Genomic DNA, 21,278 nt, shown 5'->3' with positions numbered 1-21,278 from the left:
GGAGATTCGATTGGCGCTCGCGAAGGAGTCCACGCCTGTTTCAGCCAAGAATGGGGCAGATCAAGAGGCCGAGTACAGGGCTCAAACGCGAGTTTGGCTCCGGCTGCTCGCCTGCACGACCCTGATCGAGGGGGAGCTGCGGCGCCGGTTTCGCGAAGAATTCGATTTCACGATGCCTCGCTTCGACGTTCTCGCGCAGCTCGACCGCGAGCCGAGCGGACTCGTGCTGGGAGAGCTGCCCAAGCGCCTGATGGTCTCGGCCGGGAACCTGACGCCGATCGTGGACCGCCTGGTCGAAGACGGATACATCACCCGCACGCCGTCGAACCTCGACCGCCGCGTGCAGATCGTCTGCATGACGGTCGAAGGCCGCAAGGCCTTCAGGCGAATGGCCAAGAGCCACGGCGCTTGGCTTGCCGAGCTGCTGGCGGATTTCCCGGCGGACCGGTTCGACGGATTGATCGGCGAGCTCGACGAACTCAAGGGCGCCGTCAAGGACGCGCTGCAAAAACCCTGAGCGGACCGACGGTTAAAGCGCGATGAGATTGGCATGAATCGTCATCGCGCTTTGGGTTATCGTTTGAGCATGGTCTTTTCGGAAAACTGCTGCGCGCTTTTCCGGACCATGCTCTAGCGCCGCAACCTCACTCCGGCCGCCTCGCGATCCCATGTGTCCGTGGTGACGCCCGCCTCGCGCAGCACGCCCTTCTTGATCTTGCCGTTCTCCGTCAACGGCATCTGGCTCAGAATGCGCACATAGCGCGGGATGGCGAAATAGGCGATCTGCCCTTCGCAATGCCTGACGATGTCGACGGGCTCCAGCAACTGGCCCGGTTCCAGCAGGATCGCAGCCGCAACCTCGTCCTCTCCCAATTCCGACGGCAGCGGGTAGATCGCGCAGGCGGCGACCGCGGGATGGGACTGGATGGCCTGCTCGACCTCCCATGAGGATACGTTCTCGCCGCGCCTGCGGATGGAATCCTTCATGCGGTCGATGAAGCGATAGTGTCCGTCAGAATCCCGAACGACCCGATCGCCCGAGTGAAACCACAGATTTCGCCACGCCTCGACCGTCTTCTCCGGCATGCCGAAATAGCCGGCGGCGAAGGCAAAGGGCTCTCTTGCGCGAAGCAGCAGTTCCCCGGCCTGTCCATCCGGAAGTGCTGAATCATTCTCGTCGACGACCCGCGCCTCGATTCCGTCGGCGAGATAGCCCATCGTTCCCGGACGATCGGACGGGATCGTGCCTGCGAACACGAAGTTTGTCTCGGTCGACCCGTAGCCGTCGACCAGCGGCACGCCAAACCGCGCGAGGAAAGGACCGTGGATTTGCGGCGGCACGCCGCCGCCAAGCGCAACGCGCAGACGATGGGCCGAATCGTTCGCATTCTTCGGCTGCGCCAGAAGCATCGACGCCATCGCGCCGAGCAGATAGCCGACCGTCGCATTGTGCCGCTGGGCGGCGGCCCAGAAGCCGGAGGCGGAGAATTTCGGCTCCAGCACATAGGTGCACCCGTTCAGAAGCGCCTGATAGAACGCATTCAGCGCGTTGGTGTGGAACAGGGGCAGCGTCGTGAACAGCACATCGCCCTCGCGGACGCCGAGCGCTCGCGCCGAATAGATGCCCCACCAGAACAGCTGCGCCTGCGGACAGCACACACCCTTTGCAGGCCCCGTGGTGCCCGATGTGTAGAGGATCGCAACGGTGTCGCCGGGGCGGACGGCAGCCGCCGGCGCCGCGGCTCCGAGCGCCGGCAACGGTAACGCGGAAAGCCCGGCGTCGATTGCGTCGGCGGCAGCCCCGATGATCCAGGTCCGGGGCGGCAGCTCGACACCCGCCTCGACACTCTCGATCGCGACAACGAACTGAGCCTCGACGACGAGGAGCGCGGGACGCGAGTTGCGGAAGATGTGGGAGAGCTGGAAACCGCGGAGCGCGGTATTGATCGGGACTGCGATGGCCCCGAGCCATGCGCAGCCGAGATAGACCTGCAAAAACTCCGGACGGTTCGAACACATCAGCGCGACCCGATCGCCCGGCTTGATCCCCGCATCGACGAGCGCCTGGGCCGACGCGGCCGCGATCGCCGCGGTCTGCGCAAAGGTCCAGCGCGTCTCACCCGCAACCAGCAGGGTGCGATCGCCATAGCGCTCGGCCTGGCGCGTGAGAATGGTGGACAGAATCCGGTCCGACGGCGGAAACGACGTCACCGCACGCGCCCAGGCCGGCGTCACGTTCTCCGTCACGCTCATGCTCCGACCTCAGGGCAACAGCTTGTATTTACCGTCCTCGATCTGGACCATGACGCGTGAGCGATCGTCGACGCCATGGCGGTCCGCCGGCGTGTAGGTGTAGACGCCCTGCGTCCCGACGACCTCCTTGGTCGTGAACAGCGCCTGACGAAGCGCGGTCCGGAATTCCGGCGAACCGGGCTTGGCGCCGGTCGCCATCGCGCGCTTGGCAGCATCGGCGAAGACCAGCCAGCCGTCGAAGGAATAGGACGAGAATGAATCCGTCGGCGCCTCGCCGTTCGCCTTCGCGAAGGCCGCGCGGAAATCCAGTGCAACCTTCTGGATCGGATTGCTGGCCGGAAGCTGCTCCGCCGCGGTCACCGGCCCGGTCGGGCAGATGATGCCGTTGGCGGCCTTGCCGGCAAGACGAAGGAAATCGGCGCTGATCATGCCGTGATTGCCATAGAGCGGCCCCTTGTAGCCGCGCTCAGACAGCGCGATCACCGGCAGCGCACCGGGCGTTCCCGTCCCACCCAACATGATCGCATCGGGATGCGCGGCGACGACGCGCAGCACCTGCGCCGTGACCGAAGAGTCCGAACGCGCGTAGCGCTCATTGGCGATCACCTTGATGTCCGCCGACTTGGCGGCCTGCACCAGGGAATCGTAGAAGAGGTCACCTAACGCGTCGGAGAAGCCGATGAACGCGACGCTCTTCAATCCCTTCGCCTTCATGTTGTCGACGATGCCCTGCAACAGCAGCGGCGTCGGTTGCGGCGTCTGCACGACCCAGGGACCGCCCTCGCCCGGCGGCACCGGCGCGATCGGGGACACCGCGATCATCGGAATCCTCATCTCGATGGCCGCGGTCGCCATCGCGAGCGTCTGGGGCGCACCGGACGTGCCCATGAGGACATCGACTTTTTCCTGCTCGACGAGCTTGCGGGCGTTGCGCGCCGACGCGGTCGGATCGGAGCCGTCGTCCAACTGGATGACGCGGACCTTCTCGCCACCGATCTCACCGAGATAGACTTGGCCCGCCGCGATCCCCTTCCCGTTCGGAATTCCAATCGACGACACCGGCCCGCTGAGACCGGTGACGAAGCCGACGAGGATCTCGGCTTGGACGGCCTGAGGGACGGCAAGAAGCAATGCAGTGGAGGCCAGCAGGCTCTTGATCAAGTTCATGGCACCTGTCTTTCGTGAGGACTTCTTGTTCCGATTGGCAAGCGCCATGGATTCGCTTCAGGTCGACGAGACCAGCGCGATGACGCGAAGCGGACTGCCGGAGCCGTTCTGGATCTTCAGCGGCGAGGCCACGATGACGGCCCCGGTGGCCGGAAGCTGATCCAGGTTGCACAGGCATTGCAGGCCGTAGCGACCCCCGCCGTGCAGGAAGTGATGCGCGGGATAAGGCGGCTCGAAATGCCCGGCCTGCCCCGCATCCGTGCCGATGGTCTCGGTGCCAAACCCGATGATGCCGCGCTCCTCCACCAGCCACTTCATGACATCAGGGTTCGGGCCCGGCGTGTGCGCGCCGTCGTCCCCGAGATTGGAGTAGTCGCGCCAGCCCTTCTTCGACCAGTCGGTCCTGAGCAGCACCCAATTCCGCTCGGGGATCCGACCGTGCTTGGCTTCCCAGGCTTCGACGAGCGGGACGGTCAGCAGGAAATCGGGATCCTGGGCCGCCTGCGCGGAGCAATCGATGACGCAGGCCGGCGCGATCATGTCCTTGGCCGGCATCGTGTCGACGGCATTGTTCGGCAGGTTCTTGCCGGTGAACCAGTGAATCGGCGCATCGAAATGCGTGCCGGTGTGTTCGCCAAACGTAATGTTATTCCAGTACCAGGCCGGGCCGCGACCGTCGTATCGCGAGATTTCCTGGATGCGGACCGGCGCCGCCTGGCCGAACTCCGGCGGCAGCACGATGACCGGAAAGTCCGGACTGAGCGTGAAGGTCAGATCGACGACGCGCACCGCGCCGGAAGAAATCGCACCCGCCAGCTCCAGGAGATTGTTGCCTTGCATCGTCACGTCCTCCGGCTTGGTTGAAATCTCGATGTCACCTGTCGAGCTCGCGCTCGAGCGCTTTCGGATTGGCCGCCAGACGCTGCCGGATCTCCTCGGCGACATCCCCGACATACATCTCCTCGAGCCCGCCTTTGAGCCCCGACACGATCGCCTGCGCGATGGCGCGCGGCGCGACCTTCGGCGGCGGCACGGTCTGGAACCATTCGGTGTCGACGGGCCCGGTGAACAGATTCATCACCCTGACGCCGCCGGGCCTGAGCTCGGCACGAAGACAGTGCGAGAGCGACAGGCACGCCGCTTGCGAGGCCGAGTAGGCGCCAAAGGCAGGCCAGTTCGACAGCGCATAGACCGAGAGAATGTTGACCCACGCCGCACTGTTGTTGATGCCATCGGCACCCCGCATCCGCATGGCGAGGCCAAAGGCCTGCGCGAGGTTGATGAAGCCGAGATAGGCCTGGTCGATCTCGTCCCGTGCGATGCTCGTGCCCCTGCGGTCGAGCAGGCCGCCCGGCCGCACATATTCCGTCGTGTTGACGAGGATATCGACCTTGCCGCCGATGTCGGCGGCGAGATCGGCCGCGGATTTTTCGTCGGCCGCGTCAAGGGTCACGATCTCGATCCCGTCCTGGCCGCGCAGCAGCTTCTCGCCGGCGAAAGGCCGCCACGGCTCGGCAACGCCGACGAAGACCGTCCTGGCGCCCGCGGCCTTCAAGGCGGCGACGGCTTCCTGGCCGATCACGCTGCGGCCGTTGGTCACGAGCACGCGCCGGAATTTCGGATCGGCCGTCATTTCCCGCCACTGCTTGTCGTCTGCCATGTTGGGAGTCTCCCCCTCGGGATGGGCAAAGGCCACCGCCTGACCGCTCTTGTCGAGCTGAAGCGACATGCGAACCGGCGCGCCCTCCACGCAGTCGGCATGGAGATGTGCGACGATCGTCGGACCGCAGTCCATCCTGACGAGGCCGATGCGCCAGGGCGCCCGTTCGCGGAAATAGACGTCGCTCGGCACGCGCGCCGTGGCCTCGGAAAGAAGCATGCCCCGGCGCGGCGCATCGACGAAGGTGAGGCCGGACGACAGGCAGGACGGACATGCCTCCCGCGCCGGATAGGCAAAGGCACCGCAAGCCTCGCAGCGTTGCAGCATGAAGCGGCCTTCGGCGGCTGCCCGCGTGAACCCATGCGACGTCCTGCTGCGCGGCCTAGGCGGCGACGCAGGCAGCCGCGTCCGCAGCAGCGGGTTCTTGCGCCGGGGCGGCTTGATCGGCTCTATCATCGCGACGGCCCTGCAAAGATCGCGGCGCCCGAGGCGAGACCGCGATCGTAGTTGATCATACCGAACCCCGAGGCCAAGGCGAGGCTCGCATTCCTGACCTGGGTGGGGCCTGCAGTCCCCAGAACCTGCCGCAGTCCTTCGACGAGGCCGAGATAGGCGCCGGCAGCGCCGGCCTGCCCGGCCGAGAGTTGTCCGCCCGAGGTGTTGTGCGGAAAGTCACCGTCGATGGTGAGGTCGTGCTGGCGCACGAACTCGGCCCCCTCCCCCTTCTTGCAGAAGCCGAGATCCTCGAACTGCATCATCGTGATGACGGGATAGTCGTCGTAGGTCTGGACGACATCGAGATCGTCAGGCTTCACGCCGGCCATCGCATAGAGCTCGCCGATATCCATCGCCCAGCCGCCGCGCACCTGCATGGGGTCGTCGGCAAAGGCGTTGTGCCGCTCGATCGTCGACAGCAGTCGCGCCGCAGGCAGCCCGAGCGATGCCGCGGTGTCTTCGCGCATGACTAGGAACGCTTCCGCGCCGGCGCAGGGCATCACGCAGTCGAAGAGATGGATGGGATCGGAGATCGGCCGGGCCGCGAGATACTGTTCGAGCGTCAACGGCGCCTTCATCAATGCGTGCGGATTGCGCAGCGCATTGGCGCGCTGTGCGACCGCGATCCGACCGACATCCTCCCGCGTGACGCCGAAGGTGCGCATATAGTTGCGCGCAATCAGCGCGAAGCTCGCATTGGCGCCACCCGCGCCGTAGGGATAGACGGCATCCTGGTTGAAGCGCGAGAAGTTCTCGAGCGTCAGCCGGAAGGAATCGACGTGGTTGGTGTCACCCGCCACGCACGCCACGATGTCGGCGTCATGAGCCTGAACCGCGCGCGCCGCCTTTCGCAATCCGGCGACGGCGCTGGCGCCACCGAGCGGAATCGTATCCAGCCATCGCACGCAGAGCCCGAAATGCTGCGTCAACCCGATCCCGCTGTCGGTGCCCATGGTGAAGCTGGAGACGCACAGGCCGTCGATGTCGGAGGCTTTGATGCCGGCCTGCGCGACGAGCGCACTGAGCGCACGGCCGATCCACCACTGCGCGCTTTCGATGGAGTAGCGCACATAGGGAATCGTGACGGGAGCCGCAATCACGACGCCGTCGTACGGTGTGCGTAAGGAATTGGTCACCGACCGCCCGCCTCGTTCATCCGCCTCAGACCACCGTCAGCTTCACGGCAATATTGCCGCGGGTTGCGTTCGAATAGGGGCAACGCTCGTGCGCGCCGGCGACGACCTCTTCGGCCACTGATTTCTCGACACCGGGCAGATTGACCTTCAGCTCGACAGCGAGCGCATATCCGACCGGAACCGGCCCCATCGCAACCTTTGCCGTCACGGATGGCTCGGCGGCTGGCGCAACCTTGCGGGTGCGCGCGACGAGCTTGACCGCACCGAGAAAGCACGCGGCATAGCCGGCCGCAAAGAGCTGCTCGGGATTGGTGCCTTCGCCGCCGGGGCCCCCCATCGATTTCGGCAAGGACAGCGATACCGACAGGAGACCGTCGGCGCTGGCAGCCTTGCCATCCCGACCTCCGGTCGCCGTCACCTCGGTCTCGTACAGGATCTTCTCGGGAACCATCATGATTATTCTCCAGGACTAGCGGCTGTTGCGGGCAAGCAGCGCGCGGAAATCGTCGCGCGCCTGGGCGCTGGCCCGCTTGAAGCTCGGCCCCCGGCTGGGCTCGGTGCCATTGAGCTTCCGGAGCTGCACCCACATCTCGGCACTCTTCAGCGCCACGGCCGCACAGTTGACCACCGGCGCGTGGCCGATCTTCAGGCCATGCTCCCTGCCGATCAGGAGACCCGGCAGCACGCCGGCCGGAATCACGACATCCGCGCCGCGCTCGACCAGCGGACGTGCACAGGCGACAAAATCCTCGATCATGCGGGCTTGCGCGGCATCGTCTCCGGCGAACGCATCGGCGAAATCCTCCGGCCTGCAGCCAAGACCAGTCACGTGGACCACGCGGCCGCCGAGGCCGTAACGCTCGGCCTGCTCATAGTGCCAGACCTCGAAGACAGGATCGAGCGTGACAAGGCCTAATCGCCGGCCCAGCTGCGAGGCCGCCAGCAACGTCGCCTCGCCGGTCCCGATCACGGGAATGTCGAGCGCCGAGCGCAGCTCGTAGAGTCCGGGATCCTGGAAATGCCCCATCACGAAGGCGTCGAACCCGCCCTCCTCGGCCGCGATGCCGTTGTCGATCGCCTGGACGGCGCAGCGCAATTCCGCGAGCCGCCCGAACTCCCGGTCCGGCGGCGTAATGCCCTCGACATGAACCGTCGTGCCCGATGCAGCGATGTTGTTGAGGTATTCCGACAGCCGCGCCATGTAGGGCGCGTTCACGCTCGCATCAACGAAGCTCTGCCAGAAGATGCGCATCGTCCTTCTCCTCAAGCGGTGATCGGAGGATCGGTCGTCGGCTGCCGATGAATATATTTCAATCATAAACTAATTCACGCGTCAAATGCGCGCGGCGGCGCCGCCGACGGGCCCCGTCACGACAGGGCAGGCACGGCCATTTCGTCCGGCCCAATGGCAAAGAAGCGCCGCGCTCTGACGAAATTGTATGCAACGACATTTTTTTCTGACAGCACCGTGACACGTGTTGACGGCCCCACCGATAATACTTTAGGCTTTAAGTAATTCCTCGCCGGTCAGGGACCGGTGGCCATGACAATGATGTTGCAGGGCACCGATTTTGAGAGACTCGATCGTGTGGACAGTCGCCGTGCTCGGACAGCCGGCAGCAGCAGCACCGCCGGTCGCGCATCGCGGCAGGGCCAACGACCTTTCATCGCTTCAGATAAGGCCCGCCCGCATTCGCCGATGGGCCCGTTGTTCGAGCGGCAAGCAACATCATGGCTGCTGACGCCCGGCCGAGCAGACTCGCGTCGGCCGCGCCCATGATTTGGCGCTGCAGCAATGCTTTCAATCGGTTCGTCCGTCGTTCGGGCTCCCCGCGCGGCGGCATCAAAGCATTCCTATCCAGCATCAACGGAGGAGAACGCAAATGCGCAAGACTCTGAGCCTACTTGCACTTGTCGCCGGCATCGTCGCAGCCCCGGCGGCGCAGGCCGACATCACCATCGGCTTCGTCACCTCGCTCAGCGGCAACGGCTCGTCGATCGGCATCCCCTACGGGCGCGGCATCAACGCCGCCTATGAATACAAGAAGACCATCAACGGCGAGACCGTTCGCCTCATCCAGCTCGACGACGGCTCCGACCCGTCGGCCGCGACCCGCAATGCCCGCAAGCTGGTGGAAGAAGAGAAGGTGGACCTCCTGATCGGCACCGCGACGGCCCCCTCGACCATCGCCATGGCGGCGGTGGCGAGCGAGCTGAAGGTGCCGATGATCGCGGTCTCGCCGATCGGCAAGCTGCCTGATACGCCCGAGCAATGGGTGGTGTCGGTGCCGCAGCCGGCCTCCCTCCTCGTCAAGATCGTCGCCGACCGCATGAAGCGCGACGGCAAGATGAACATCGGCTATATCGGCTTCTCGGACGCGTGGGGCGACCTCGTCTACAACGGCGCCAAGGCCGCCGAAGCCGCCGGCGACATCAAGATCCAGACCAACGAGCGCTATGCCCGCACCGACACCTCGGTCACCGCGCAGATCCTGAAGGTGCTTGCCGCGCGGCCGGACGCGGTGCTGGACGGCGGCTCCGGGACGCAAGGCGCGCTGCCTCTGCTCAGCCTCGCCGAGCGCGGCTTCAAGGGCAACACCTACGGCACCGTGGCGCTGGTCAATCCGGATTTCGTCAACGTCGGCGGCAAGGCGGCCGACGGCATCCAGGTCTCCGCGGGTCCCGTGATCGTCGCCGAGCAGCTTCCCGACGAGCACTTCGCCAAGAAGATCGCGCTCGACTTCCGCGCGGTCTACCAGAAGACCCATAACATCCCGACCACCGACGGCTTCTCGGCCTACTCCTTCGACGCCTGGCTGATCTTCGCCAACGCCGCCGAGCGCGCGCTCAAGACTGCGAAACCCGGAACGGCGGAATTCCGCACGGCGCTGCGGGACGCGATCCTCAGCACCAAGGAGCTGCCGGGCGTGCATGCCGTCTACAACTTCAAGCCCGGTGCGGTGACCGGCGTCGACGAGCGCGCGCTCGTCGTGGTGCGCCTGACCGGGGGCGCCTGGAAGTACGCGCCGTAGTCGGAAGGCGGCAGACAGTCAGAACGGGGGAACGGCGTCTCAATGACGAGTGATATCGCAGCCATTCTTGCGATCGACGGGATCGCCACCGGCGCAGTCTACGCGCTGGTGGCGATCGGGACCGTCCTCATCTTCACGGTGACACGGGTCATCTTCATTCCCTTCGGCGACATCGCCGCATTCACCGCGCTGACGCTGGCGGCCCTCGATGCGAAGCGCTTTCCGGGCACGGGGGCGCTGGTCGTCATCCTGGCCTGCCTTGCGACCCTGATCGAGATCGTCTCGCTCATGCGCGCCGGCGAGCTTCGGCTGCTGCCACGCGCGCTCTTCTTCTACCTCGCGCTTCCGCTGGCCGTGGTCGGCCTCGCCTGGGTGACGATGCGCGCCGATCCTCCGCTCGCCGTCAGGCTCGTGCTCGCGCTGATGCTGATCACGCCGATCGCCCCGCTTCTGGACCGGATCGTCTTCCGCCCCATCGCGGACGGAACGGTGCTGTTGCTCCTGACGGTCTCGGTCGCACTGCATTTCGCGCTGGTCGGCCTCGGCCTGCTCTTCTTCGGACCTGAAGGCGTAAGAACCGAACCGCTGACGTCGCTCTCGACCGAGTTCGCCGGTGTGCTGGTCTCGGGCCAGACCATGCTGATCGTGATCGCAGCGCTCGTCTTCAGCGGCCTGCTCTATCTCTTCTTCGACTTCACGCTGGTCGGAAAATCGCTGCGCGCCACAGCCGTGAACCGGACCGGCTCCCGCCTGATGGGAATACGGCCGGCCCGCGCCGGCACGATCGCCTACCTGCTGGGCTCGCTGATGGCCGGCGTATCCGGCATCCTGATCGCGCCTGTGAACACCGTGTTCTACGATTCCGGCTTCCTGATCGGCCTCAAGGCCTTCGTCGGCGCCATCGTCGGCGGCATGACCAGCTATCCCGGCGCGGCGATCGGCGCCGTCGGCGTCGGCATCCTCGAGAGCTTCGCATCCTTCGAGAGCAGCGCGCTGAAGGATGTCATCGTGTTCTCGCTTCTGATCCCGATCCTGATCTGGCGTTCCCTCGCCTCGCTGCATTCCGAGGAGGAGATCGAGGAATGACGCGCTTCCAAATTCAGCTCGTGTCAATGGTAGCGCTGGCGTGCCTGGCGGTAGCCCCCTTCGTTCTCAGCCCCTTCAGCATCACGCTGATGAACTACATTGGCATCTATTCACTGGTCGCCATTGGCCTTGCCCTGCTCACGGGCGTCGGCGGCATCGTATCGTTCGGACAGGCAGCGTTCGTGGGCGTCGCGGCCTATGCGACCGCGTGGGTCTCCGCGCTGAACGGATACTCCCCGTGGCTCGGCCTCCTGTTCGGGGTGGCGCTGACCTGCTGCGTCGCGTCCATCCTCGGCGTCGTCACCTTGCGGCTTCAGGGCCATTTCCTGTCGCTCTCGACCGTCGCATGGGGCCTCGCGATTGGCTTCCTGTTCGGCAATGTCGAGGGGCTCGGCCGCTTCAACGGCATCTCGTCGATCCCGCCGATCAGCATCGGATCGTTCGCGCTGGTCTCGAGCGCGCAGATCTATTTCCTGATCTGGGGCATCGTCGCCGCCGTCCTCCTGCTCGGATATAATCTACTGGACTCCCGGCTCGGCCGTGCCATGCGGGCACTCCGCGGCGGCAACACGCTGGTCGAGAGCCTCGGCATCAACGCCTTCCGGATCAAGCTCGTGACCTTCGTGATCGCGGCCTTCCTGGCCTCGCTCTCCGGCTGGCTCTACGCCCATATGAGCCGCTTCATCAGCCCGGGCCCGTTCGATGCCGGCATGGGCATCGAATATCTGATGATGTCGATGGTCGGCGGCGCCGGCAGCCTTCTCGGCGGTGTCGTCGGTGCCGCGGTCGTCACCTTGCTCAAGAACAGCGTGCAGGATTATCTGCCGCTGATCGCCAAGGGCGCTTCCGGGCAGCTGGAGATCGTCGCCTTCTCGGCGCTGTTCATCCTGTTCCTGCAATGGGCGCGGCAGGGCATCGTGCCATTCGTTGCGCGCTTTCTACCGAAGATCAAACGCGAGCGTCCGGAGCCGGCGGCTCCCCTGCCCCGCCGCGCACAACCGGCACCGGGCGAACTACTTTTGAAGGTCGACGGCGCCGAGCGCCGGTTTGGCGGCCTCGTCGCCGTCAACAATGTCAGCTTCGAGGTACGCTCCGGCGAGATCCTTGCCGTCATCGGTCCGAACGGCGCCGGCAAGAGCACGATGTTCAACTGCCTGACCGGCGCGCTCCGGGTCAACAAGGGCGAGATCGTCTTCGCGGGACGCCCGATCACGCGCGATCCGCAATCCCGCATCGCCAAGGCCGGGATCGCGCGGACCTTCCAGCATGTGAAGCTGCGGCCGCGCATGAGCTTGCTCGAAAACGTCATGCTCGGCACCTACGCCCGCACGAGCACAGGCCTGTTCGCCAGCGCCTTCCGTCTCAACCAGCGCGAGGAAGCCAGCGCGCGGCACGAGGCGCTGACGCAGCTCGAGCGCGTCGGGCTCGGCGAAAAACCGTTCGAGCTCGCAGGCAACCTGCCGCTCGGCAACCAGCGCATCCTGGAGATCGCCCGTGCGCTCGCCGCAGACCCGGCGCTGCTGGTGCTGGACGAGCCGGCGGCCGGCCTTCGCCGCCAGGAGAAGCTGCGGCTTGCGGAGCTGCTCAGATCGCTGCGGTCGGATCACCTGACCATCCTGATCGTCGAGCACGACATGGAGTTCGTGATGTCGCTGGTCGACCGTATCGTGGTGCTCGATTTCGGATCCAAGCTCTGCGAAGGCGCTCCCGCCGCGATCCGCAGCGACGAGCGGGTTCAAGAGGCCTATCTTGGAGGCGTCGCGTGAGCGAGATGTTTTCCATGACGGACGTGACCGTCTGCTACGACAATGTCGAGGCGGTCCGCAACGTCTCGCTGTCGGTCGAGGAAGGCCAGATCGTCACCGTCATCGGTCCGAACGGCGCCGGCAAGACCACGCTGCTGATGGCCGTCATCGGGCTGCTCGCATCCCGCGGCCGCATGGTGTTTCAGGGCAATGACATCGGGAAGATGTCCGTCGAGGATCGCGTCGAGCGGCGGCTATGCCTCGTCCCGGAAAAGCGCGAGCTGTTCTCCGACATGTCGGTCGCCGACAATCTCCTGCTCGGCTCCTACAGCCTGCGCGACCGCTCGGGCGTCCAGAAGACGCTGGACGAGGTCTATGATCGCTTTCCCCGCCTGAAGGAGCGGCAGCGCCAGGCCGCCGGCACGCTTTCCGGCGGCGAGCGCCAGATGCTCGCGCTCGGGCGCGCGCTGATGGCCAAGCCGAAGCTGCTCATGCTGGACGAACCAAGCCTCGGCCTCGCGCCGCTGATCGTGCGCGAGATCTTTCGCACTATCGCGTCGTTGCGCGACCTCGGCGTGTCGATCCTGCTGGTGGAGCAGAACGCCCGCGCCGCGCTGGAGACGGCCGACTACGGCTACGTGCTCGAAACCGGCGAGATCGTGCAGTCCGGCCCCGCCAAGGATCTCATCCACGATCCCAGGCTGATCACGGCCTATCTCGGCGGACATTAGGACCGGCCCTTGCAGGCCGCACAACAAAAAGTCGAAAAACAACCCCATGCACAGTAGCCGGGGATAGCGAAATCAACGGCTTGACGGCCCGGCGCAACGCCTGCTGATTTTTCGAAATCGTTTGACCCGTCGGGCAAAACAGGGGCATGATGCCATCATCGCCGCGCTCACCCTGGTCGTTGGCTGGTTGGGCGCCGTGCTGATCCGGGGGCAACGATGCGCGACACGCGGGACCGCTGGCATCTATCCTCGATGCTCCTGGCGGTCTCCGGCACCCTGTTGGTCGGCGTCGGCATCTACTTCCTGTTCCTCCGCCCTCCATTGCTGCCGGAGGACATCCGGTACATGAGCCTCACCCCGGCCGAATTGCAGTCGGTCGGGCCCAGACTCATGTCATGGCTGACCTACGTCTTTCGTGTGATGGGCGGCTACGTGGCGGCCACGGGAATGCTCGCGCTCACCTTGGCCACGACGTCCTTCCGCGACCATCGCCCCGTGGCTGCGGTCGGCGCCGGGGTTGCTGGCGGGCTCTCGATCGGGTTGATGGCCGCCGTCAACTTCATGATCCAATCGGATTTCAAATGGGTGCTGCTCGGCATGGCGCTCGTCTGGGGGACGAGCATTGCAACGTTCGTCCGCGAGTCCGCCCTTGCTTCGCGACAGAGCCGGGTACGCAACCCTGACCTACGTCAATAACTGAACGGCCTGTCCAGCCGATGATCATGTCCCTGTCCTTCCTGTCGGTCCATCTCGGTGCGATGCCGTGCAACAATCAACGCCCGCCAGGGAACAAGTGTCCCCCCGTAACAGTTGCCAGCGACAGAACCCGGAGTCGACCTTTGATTTGGACGCCGCTGGACGTTCGAGTGTCACAGCGGTGCATTTGAACCGATAGGCGTTCAACGCGAAATCATCGCGAGACTTAAGATCAGCGAAGGATATGCCATTGCGCGTCTTCATCCTCGCATTGTCAGTCTTGGGAATTCTCGTCGGTGCAAATGGTGCCGCAGCCGGTCCGAGCACGACCGACCGCGAGCTGATCGCATCCGTCGATCCGACGATCGTTGCCGGCGAGGCAACTCAGGAAACCGAAGATCAGATCGGCCTCAACAAGGAAAAGCGTCGCGACGTGCAGCGCCGGCTGACCGGTCTCGGTTTCGACACCAAGGTCAACGGACGGTTCGACGGGTCGACCCGCGCCGTCATCACGCGCTGGCAGGCGGCACGCGGCTACCCCAGGACAGGCTTCCTAAATCCGCTGCAGCATCAGGCGCTTCTGACCGAATCCGCCTCGGCGGCGCATGCCGGCTTCAGCGGCAGCGACAAATCCGATGACGATCGTCCAACCCGTCGTCGCACAGGTGCTCACCATCAGCACAGCGGGGGCGGTCCCGGCGGACTGATTGGCGGCGTGGTGGGGGGACTGTTCGGACGTAGGTGACCGAGGTGCTCCAGATAGTGCAGGTTTCAGGCGTTCATGTCCTCCTCCGGGCCGGGATAGTGGACGAGGTACCTGCACGGGGCGGTGGTGCCTTCCGGATGCGCCGCGACATCGACGGGAAAGGAGCGCGTCAGCATCGCCTGTTGCGTGACATCCAGTCCGGTGAGGCCTGACAATCCTGGCACCCGTCGCGAGGCTGGCAAGGATTCCGCTGCGATCCATCGCCGCCTCGCACGCGCGGCCAAGGCTTCACGTGTGCCGTCCGCTTCGCCCTTCTCGATGTCGTCATCCGTCTGCCCCATGGTGTTGGTGACATGGGCGAGGCAAAGCACTCGCACTTCGGAGGTACGGGCAAATGGTCCAGGGCCGCTGTGGGCTTATTGTCCAGGATTGGGGGAATTGCCATATTCTGAACTAATCGCGGACCCTTGGGCGGAGGAACACGCAATGGAGAGTGAGAGCCGTCAAGCCCATTGGGAAGGCGTCTACACCAAGAAGGGCGAGAACGAAGTAAGCTGGTTTCAGGAAAGACCGGCTCCTTCGCTCGAGTTGATTGCCCGGGTTGGCGCGGCTCGCGCTTCGGCCATCATCGACATCGGTGGGGGCGCTTCACGCCTGGCCGACAATCTCATCGATCGGGGCTTTGAGGATGTAACCGTCCTCGATTTGTCCGGGGCCGCACTCGAGGCCGCGAAAGCCCGCCTTGGGGGCCGCGCCGCACAGGTTCATTGGATCGTCGCGGATGCAACAGCCTGGGAGCCGCCGAAGGCTTACGATGTTTGGCACGATCGGGCGGCCTTTCATTTCCTGACCGAGGAGCGTGACCGTGCTGCGTATGTCGCGCGTCTCGGACGGGCCTTGAAAGTCGGAGGGCACGCAATCATTGCCACCTTTGCGCTCGACGGACCTGAACGATGCAGCGGCCTTCCCGTCGTGAGGTATGATGCTGCGAGCCTCGGTCAGACCCTCGGGAGCGCGTTCCAACTCGTTGAGACCCGGCGGCACGCTCATGCGACGCCTTGGGGCACCGATCAATCATTCCAATTCAGTGTGTTCCGCCGCTGCTCCTGAACCGCAACGCCGCGCCTTTGTGACCAACCTCACATACCCTCCCCTTGCCTTTAGGCAGGCTGTGAATACGCTGCTCACGTTTGATTTGGGGCGGAAATGGGCAAGCTTCGTTTTCTTTTGATCATTTTTGCCGTGTGGCTCGGATGCGGACCGGCGATGGCCGAACGGCGCGTGGCGCTGGTGATCGGAAATTCGGCGTACAAGAGCGTGGCCCGGCTAACCAACCCAGCGAACGATGCCACCTTAGTCGGCAGCATGTTCAAGAAGGCAGGTTTCGATGCTGTCGACATCAAGCTCGACCTCAATGTCGCGGAGATGCGCAGGGCACTGCGTGACTTTGGCGACAAGACGAAGGATGCCGAGGTCGCCGTGATCTATTACGCCGGTCACGGCATCGAACTTGATGGCACCAACTATCTGATCCCCACGGACGCAACGCTGGAGAGGGATAGCGACGTTCTCGACGAGACGATTGCTCTGGACCGCGCGCTGTTCGCGGTCGACCCCGCGAAGAAGCTCCGCCTCATCATTCTCGATGCCTGCCGCGACAATCCGTTTGCCAAGACGATGAAGCGGACGATCGCCTCGCGCGCCATCGGGCGCGGCCTCGCCAAGATCGAGCCGACGAGCCCGAACACGATGATTGCTTTCGCGGCGAAGGCGGGATCGACCGCGTCAGACGGCGACTCCAAGAACAGTCCGTTCGCAGCGGCCTTGGTCGAGCGCCTCCCGACGCCGGGGCTCGACCTGGGCAAGGCGTTCCGCTTCGTCCGCGACGATGTCTTGAAAAATACCGGCAACAAGCAGGAGCCCTATGTCTACGGCTCGCTCGGCGGCGATGACGTGCCGTTGGTTGTAGCGAAGCCGGTTGCGACGGGACCACAGGCGAACCCCGATGAGGCGGTCCGTCGCGACTATGAGCTGGCCCTGCAAATCGGCACTCGCGAGGTCTGGACCGCATTCCTCGCAAAGTACGCAGACGGATTCTACGCCAGCTTGGCCAAGGGGCAGTTGAACCGGATCGCCGCGGAAGAGACCCGCGCCGCAGCGGTTGAGAAGGCGCGGCTGGCCGAGGAGGAGAAGACAAGGCTGGCATCCGACCGCGCCAAGAAGGCCGAGCAGGACAAGGCGGCGGCCGCCGCCAAGGCCGCCGAGGATGCCCGGCTGGCGGCCGAGAAGGCCAAGCAGGTCGAGGAAGCCAAGGCTGCCGCAGCCGAGCAGCGCAGGAAGGATGCCGAGGCCGCCGTCGCCAAGGCGCTGGCCGACAAGCAGGCTGCCGAGAAGGCGCTCGCCGACAAGATCGCGAATGACAAGGCGGCTTCCGAGCAGGCAGCAAAGCAGGCGACTGAGAAGGCTCAGCGTGACGGCGATCAGGGTGAGCAGAAGGTCGCCGCAGTTGCCCCAACGCAATCGGCGCCCAGCCTCTCGCCGCAGGAGACTGCCAAACTGGTGCAGTCAGAACTCCGTCGGGTCGGGTGTCTGACTGGCGCCGCTGACGGAGATTGGAACGCAGCCTCACAGCGCTCGCTGACGCTGTTCAACCAGCATGCCGGGACGATGTACGACACCAAGTTGGCCAGCTTCGACGTGCTCGATGCCATCAAGAGCAAGCAAGGCCGCGTCTGCCCGCTGGTCTGCGACCGCGGCTTCAGGGCTGATGGCGACGCTTGCGTAAAGATCACCTGCCGCGCGGGCTATCGCGTCAACAGCGACAATGAGTGCGAGAAGGTTCAGGATAAGAAGCCCGTCGCGACCCGCGAGGACGCCAAGCCGCGCGACGACGAGAGAAAGAAGAGCGAGGCCTCGTCCTCGAGGCCGCAGGCGACTGGGCAGTTGATTTGCAATAGTGCGGGCTGCCGTCCGGTAAAGCCTGGATGCCGGGTGGTGCCCTATCAACAGTTCAAGCACGGGTCCGTTAGCACCGGTCAGCCACAAGAGGAGTGCAACTAGCTCGATTCATCTGGCGATCACTCTGAATTTGTGCGCTCGCGCCCTACTTTTTAGCTCCCGGTTCTCCAAGCCTTCGGCCTGACCGCCCGCGTCAGCATCGGAAAATGCTTGTTGCCGCCTGCGAAAGGCGGGAACTGGACGAAGTCTGCGCGCATGCGCTTGATCACGTCGGAGCCGAGCGCGTGCGCGAGGGCTTGCGGGCTGTCGAACACCAGCTTGTTGCGCTGCATGTGCTCGACCCGCTGCGACGGCAGCCGGTCGACCCAATCGATGCGGGTGTAGATCTCGATCTGGCGAACATCCGGGAAGGTTTGCATGATCGATGGATGGTGCTCCAGATAGTGCAGGTTCCAGGCGTTCATGTCCTCGGCCGGACCGGGATAGTGGACGAGGTAGCTGCACGGGGCGCTGGCGCCTTCCGGATGCGCCGCGACGTCCACGGGAAAGGAGCGCGTCAGCATCACCTGGTGCGTGACATCCAGGCCGGCAAGGCCTGACAAGCCTGCACCCGTCGCGAGGCGGGCAAGGATTCCGCTGCGATCCATCGCCGCCTCGCACGCGAACAGGTCTGGAAAGCGCAGTTGAAGCGCAAACACGGGGCCTGAGCCGTCGGCCTTGTAGGGATGATCGACCGACTCCTCCAGCGGCGTGAACAGCAGGGCCTCGGTCATGTCAGGGATCGATCCGACCAGCTCCGCCACGGCGGCAACCTCGTCGGGATGAATCCGCCATTCGCCTGTGGAAGCGGAGAACGTCATGAAGAGCGAGATCATGCCGGCGTTGCCTCAGCGCCCTCGCCCGCGCTCACGTGCGCCGTGAGCGCGGCGCGAATGTCATCGGGCCATGGGATCGCATGGTGATCCACCAGCGAGGTCGCGGCAAGGACCTGGCGGGCCCGCCAGCGCATGCCATTCACGCCAGCGACGACATGCTCCAGATGGAGCGACGATCCGCCCACCCGGTCGATGCGCAATCCGAACGTCAGGCGATCGCCGAACATCGACGGTCGGGAAAAGTCGCAGGTCAGATGCACCGTGGGCGTTCCGATCTTCCGGACCGTGATCAATTCCGGCCAGGGAAAACCGACCGCCGCCCAGAAGTCTTCGACGACGCCGTTGAGGATGTTCAGATAAGACGGAAAGTACGCAATGCCCGAGGGATCGCAATCGCCGAACCTCAGCTCGCGATCGAACGAGAAATTCGTCATCAGATCGCGACGACAGGGTGCCTGATGACACCGACGCCGTCGACCCCCGCTTCCACCACGTCGCCCGGCCACAGCCATTCCTGCGGGCTCATGCCGGCGCCGACGCCTTCGGGCGTTCCGGTCGCGATGATGTCGCCGGGCTCGAGCGTCATGCCCGACGAAATGTCCGATATCAGCACCGGGATGTCGAAGATCATGTATTTGGTGTTGGAGTCCTGCTTCATGACCCCGTTCTTGGTCAGCCACAGCCGCAGATCATGCGGATCCGGAATTTCGTCCGCGGTGACGATGCACGGGCCGAACGGTGCATAGGTGTCCATGCCCTTGGAAAAGATCCACTGGCCGGCGCGGCGATTGTCGCGCGCGGAAATGTCGATCATCACCGAATAGCCGAAGACGTGCTCCATCGCTTTCTCGGTCGCGATGCGGGTCGCGGTCTTGCCGATGATGACGGCGAGCTCGACCTCCCAGTCGAGCTGCTGCGTCATCTTCGCGTTGTGCTGGATCGCCGCGCCCGGGCCGATCACCGAGGTCGGCGGCTTGGAGAAGACGACCGGCTGCTTCGGCAGGTCCTTGTCGGTATCCAGGCTCTTGGCGGATTCCGCGACATGCGCGCGATAGTTCAGCCCGATGCCGAAGATGTTCTTTCGCGGACGCGGGATCGGCGCCTGCAGCTTGACGTCCTCGACCGGAACGGCGGAGCCGGCCGGCAAGCGTCCATCGGTATTGTCCAGGCATTCCCTGAGCGCCGGCAACAGTGTCACGCTGTTGTCGATGAACGACAGCATGTCGCTCGGCCATGCAAAGCCTTGCGACGCACCGAGGTGCTCGACGTCCACGACCAATCCATCAACGAGGACCCCGAGGCGGGCACCGCTGGAGCCCAAAGTGTAGGTAACAAGGCGCATCGAATCTCTATCCGGCTCTTTCGGTTGAATTGCGGGTGACGTCAGGCCGCCACTGGCTGGTGGCCCGCATTGTCGCCATAGGCCTCTTCCCGGTAGAAGCCGAGGCCCTCGATGACGGGCAGGTCATTGAAGCAGAACAGGCAGGCGTCCTCACTGTCCGAGGCGTTGCCGTGCTCGTGCCAGGCCCAGGAGGGAACGCAGAAGATGTCGCGCTCTTGCCAGTCGAAACGCTTGCCGGCGATGATCGAATAGCCGCGGCCCTTGGCGACTTGGTAGATGAAGCTGCCGGTGTGCCGATGCGACTTCGTCTTCTCGCCCGGCCGCAGCAGCTGCATGCTGGCGCCGATCGTCTGCATCACGTGCCCGCCGGTGATCGGGTTGACGTAGTTCATGAGAATGCCGTCATAGGGTGAGCCATCGGTCGCGGCGGCATACTTCCGCAAGGACTCGTAGGTCGGCTCCCACTCGTATTTGAACATCGGGGAATAGCCCTTCGACCATCGCGAATCCGCCGGCCGCAGACCGGGATTGCCCCAGGTCTTGGTCATGTCGTCCACGGGATAGCCGGAGTCTTCCTGCTGTACCTTGGGATGGACCGCGAAAAAATTCGCCTCCAGCGCATTGACCAGCGGGATGTCGAGGCCATCCTGCCAGATGCAGACGGTGCCATTGCCTTCGACGCCGTGCTCGTGCCAGGTGCCGTTCGGCGTGAGCACGAAATCCCGAGCCCCCAGGGTCATCTTGTGACCGTCGACGATGGTGTAGGCGCCCGCCCCCTCCATGATGAAGCGCAGGGCCGAGGCCGAGTGCGCGTGCGCGGTCGCGACTTCGCCGGGGTGCATCACCTGCAATCCCGAATAGAGCCAGCCGACCGCGGCCGAGACGTCGCGGCGGCCGGGATTGTTGAGATAGATCACCCGCCGCCCCGCCTTCTCCGGCGAGACCAGCTCGACCGAGCGCAGCACGTGCTCGCGCAGATCGTTGTAGCGCCAGAGCACGGGAACCGATGCCGATTGCGGCGCCCACGGCTCGATCTTGTTGGCGACCGTCCACAGGGCGCCGGCTTCGTACTTTTCGAGGTCCTTGTAATAGGCCTTGAGCTCGGGGGTGTCCTCGACATTGGCCCGGCCGACGGTGTTTTCGCGCATCCTATCCTCCAAGTCCTGTCTCGTGGCGTCGTCCGTGCGACGCGTCCCGAACTTTCATTCCGGTTTGCGCGGGCCAAGCGGCGCCAGCGGACGCCGATTGACCCGCAGATCGACGATATCGTCCATTCGCTGCGGCTTCACGGACCAGTGAAGCCGCCTTGTCGCTGTCGCGCCGGCGTTGAGATAGACAGGTGAAGCCTGGACGGCGGCAGCTCTAAAGCGAGGCGGCTTCAGCATTGGCCCTACCC

The 21,278-nt window shown here is 64.7% G+C and carries 21 protein-coding genes; 9 read left to right on the top strand and 12 right to left on the bottom strand.

Annotated elements, in window-relative coordinates; translation table 11 throughout:
• Nucleotides 1-10: 10 nt before the first annotated feature.
• On the top strand, nucleotides 11-517 hold the full coding sequence (locus tag E4K65_RS02930; RefSeq protein WP_027548855.1) for a MarR family winged helix-turn-helix transcriptional regulator: 507 nt from the start codon (nucleotides 11-13) through the stop codon (nucleotides 515-517).
• Nucleotides 518-630: 113 nt separating this feature from the next.
• On the opposite strand, the gene E4K65_RS02925 is transcribed toward E4K65_RS02930, so the two are convergent.
• The 7 genes from E4K65_RS02925 to E4K65_RS02895 are packed head-to-tail and all read right to left on the bottom strand — an operon-like array spanning nucleotide 631 to nucleotide 7,963.
• Entirely contained in the window at nucleotides 631-2,253 is a 1,623-nt protein-coding gene (locus tag E4K65_RS02925; protein WP_135172827.1) for an ATP-dependent acyl-CoA ligase, read from the bottom strand.
• A gap of 9 nt (nucleotides 2,254-2,262) precedes the next feature.
• On the bottom strand, nucleotides 2,263-3,420 hold the full coding sequence (locus E4K65_RS02920) for an ABC transporter substrate-binding protein (protein ID WP_027548857.1): 1,158 nt from the start codon (nucleotides 3,418-3,420) through the stop codon (nucleotides 2,263-2,265).
• Nucleotides 3,421-3,477: 57 nt separating this feature from the next.
• Nucleotides 3,478-4,260 carry a cyclase family protein gene (locus E4K65_RS02915; protein WP_167770475.1) on the bottom strand — a complete coding sequence of 261 codons (783 nt, stop codon included), beginning with the start codon at nucleotides 4,258-4,260 and terminating at the stop codon, nucleotides 3,478-3,480.
• Between the two features lie 34 nt (nucleotides 4,261-4,294).
• A complete protein-coding gene (locus E4K65_RS02910) occupies nucleotides 4,295-5,536 on the bottom strand; it encodes an SDR family NAD(P)-dependent oxidoreductase (RefSeq protein WP_135172825.1) in 1,242 nt (413 codons plus the stop codon).
• Complete coding sequence (locus E4K65_RS02905; protein WP_135172824.1) at nucleotides 5,533-6,711, bottom strand: thiolase family protein; 1,179 nt, start codon at nucleotides 6,709-6,711, stop codon at nucleotides 5,533-5,535. The genes E4K65_RS02910 and E4K65_RS02905 overlap by 4 nt, the downstream gene beginning before the upstream one ends.
• 25 nt (nucleotides 6,712-6,736) lie before the next feature.
• The gene (locus E4K65_RS02900) at nucleotides 6,737-7,165 is read right to left on the bottom strand and encodes an organic hydroperoxide resistance protein (RefSeq protein ID WP_135172823.1); all 429 of its coding nucleotides are present in this window, start codon (nucleotides 7,163-7,165) and stop codon (nucleotides 6,737-6,739) included.
• A 15-nt stretch (nucleotides 7,166-7,180) separates the two neighbouring features.
• The gene (locus E4K65_RS02895; RefSeq protein ID WP_167770474.1) at nucleotides 7,181-7,963 is read right to left on the bottom strand and encodes an aspartate/glutamate racemase family protein; all 783 of its coding nucleotides are present in this window, start codon (nucleotides 7,961-7,963) and stop codon (nucleotides 7,181-7,183) included.
• A 631-nt stretch (nucleotides 7,964-8,594) separates the two neighbouring features.
• Here E4K65_RS02895 and E4K65_RS02890 point away from each other — a divergent pair.
• The 6 genes from E4K65_RS02890 to E4K65_RS02865 all read left to right on the top strand — a co-directional run bounded on the left by E4K65_RS02890 (nucleotide 8,595) and on the right by E4K65_RS02865 (nucleotide 14,746).
• Nucleotides 8,595-9,743: an ABC transporter substrate-binding protein gene (locus tag E4K65_RS02890; protein ID WP_135172821.1), complete on the top strand. Its 1,149-nt coding sequence runs from the start codon at nucleotides 8,595-8,597 to the stop codon at nucleotides 9,741-9,743.
• A gap of 42 nt (nucleotides 9,744-9,785) precedes the next feature.
• Nucleotides 9,786-10,829 carry a branched-chain amino acid ABC transporter permease gene (locus E4K65_RS02885; RefSeq protein WP_135172820.1) on the top strand — a complete coding sequence of 348 codons (1,044 nt, stop codon included), beginning with the start codon at nucleotides 9,786-9,788 and terminating at the stop codon, nucleotides 10,827-10,829.
• Nucleotides 10,826-12,595 carry a branched-chain amino acid ABC transporter ATP-binding protein/permease gene (locus E4K65_RS02880; protein WP_135172819.1) on the top strand — a complete coding sequence of 590 codons (1,770 nt, stop codon included), beginning with the start codon at nucleotides 10,826-10,828 and terminating at the stop codon, nucleotides 12,593-12,595. Before E4K65_RS02885 ends, E4K65_RS02880 begins: the two co-directional genes overlap by 4 nt.
• On the top strand, nucleotides 12,592-13,305 hold the full coding sequence (locus E4K65_RS02875; protein ID WP_135172818.1) for an ABC transporter ATP-binding protein: 714 nt from the start codon (nucleotides 12,592-12,594) through the stop codon (nucleotides 13,303-13,305). The genes E4K65_RS02880 and E4K65_RS02875 overlap by 4 nt, the downstream gene beginning before the upstream one ends.
• A gap of 216 nt (nucleotides 13,306-13,521) precedes the next feature.
• Nucleotides 13,522-14,001, top strand: a complete 480-nt coding sequence (locus tag E4K65_RS02870) for a hypothetical protein (RefSeq protein ID WP_167770473.1) — start codon at nucleotides 13,522-13,524, stop codon at nucleotides 13,999-14,001.
• Nucleotides 14,002-14,251: 250 nt separating this feature from the next.
• A complete protein-coding gene (locus tag E4K65_RS02865; protein WP_167770472.1) occupies nucleotides 14,252-14,746 on the top strand; it encodes a peptidoglycan-binding domain-containing protein in 495 nt (164 codons plus the stop codon).
• Between the two features lie 26 nt (nucleotides 14,747-14,772).
• On the opposite strand, the gene E4K65_RS02860 is transcribed toward E4K65_RS02865, so the two are convergent.
• A complete protein-coding gene (locus tag E4K65_RS02860) occupies nucleotides 14,773-15,078 on the bottom strand; it encodes a hypothetical protein (RefSeq protein WP_235885436.1) in 306 nt (101 codons plus the stop codon).
• Nucleotides 15,079-15,193: 115 nt separating this feature from the next.
• Between E4K65_RS02860 and E4K65_RS02850 the strand changes: the two genes are divergently transcribed.
• Entirely contained in the window at nucleotides 15,194-15,817 is a 624-nt protein-coding gene (locus tag E4K65_RS02850) for a class I SAM-dependent methyltransferase (RefSeq protein WP_135172816.1), read from the top strand.
• 96 nt (nucleotides 15,818-15,913) lie between these two features.
• Nucleotides 15,914-17,767: a caspase family protein gene (locus tag E4K65_RS02845; RefSeq protein ID WP_135172815.1), complete on the top strand. Its 1,854-nt coding sequence runs from the start codon at nucleotides 15,914-15,916 to the stop codon at nucleotides 17,765-17,767.
• A gap of 50 nt (nucleotides 17,768-17,817) precedes the next feature.
• Here the strand turns inward: E4K65_RS02845 and E4K65_RS02840 are convergent, their stop codons facing one another.
• Genes E4K65_RS02840 through E4K65_RS02825 form a run of 4 tightly spaced genes read right to left on the bottom strand, consistent with a single transcriptional unit; the run spans nucleotide 17,818 to nucleotide 21,030 of the window.
• Complete coding sequence (locus tag E4K65_RS02840) at nucleotides 17,818-18,540, bottom strand: hypothetical protein (protein WP_135172814.1); 723 nt, start codon at nucleotides 18,538-18,540, stop codon at nucleotides 17,818-17,820.
• Nucleotides 18,537-18,974 carry an acyl-CoA thioesterase gene (locus E4K65_RS02835; protein ID WP_135172813.1) on the bottom strand — a complete coding sequence of 146 codons (438 nt, stop codon included), beginning with the start codon at nucleotides 18,972-18,974 and terminating at the stop codon, nucleotides 18,537-18,539. Before E4K65_RS02835 ends, E4K65_RS02840 begins: the two co-directional genes overlap by 4 nt.
• Nucleotides 18,974-19,882, bottom strand: coding sequence for a fumarylacetoacetate hydrolase family protein (locus E4K65_RS02830; protein WP_135172812.1), 909 nt, complete (start codon nucleotides 19,880-19,882; stop codon nucleotides 18,974-18,976). The genes E4K65_RS02835 and E4K65_RS02830 overlap by 1 nt, the downstream gene beginning before the upstream one ends.
• A 41-nt stretch (nucleotides 19,883-19,923) precedes the next feature.
• On the bottom strand, nucleotides 19,924-21,030 hold the full coding sequence (locus E4K65_RS02825; RefSeq protein ID WP_135172811.1) for a cupin domain-containing protein: 1,107 nt from the start codon (nucleotides 21,028-21,030) through the stop codon (nucleotides 19,924-19,926).
• Nucleotides 21,031-21,278: the final 248 nt, after the last annotated feature.

This window comes from Bradyrhizobium niftali, from assembly GCF_004571025.1.
In the GTDB taxonomy this organism is placed as follows: domain Bacteria; phylum Pseudomonadota; class Alphaproteobacteria; order Rhizobiales; family Xanthobacteraceae; genus Bradyrhizobium; species Bradyrhizobium niftali.
This window is presented reverse-complemented; position numbering and strand designations above follow the sequence as displayed.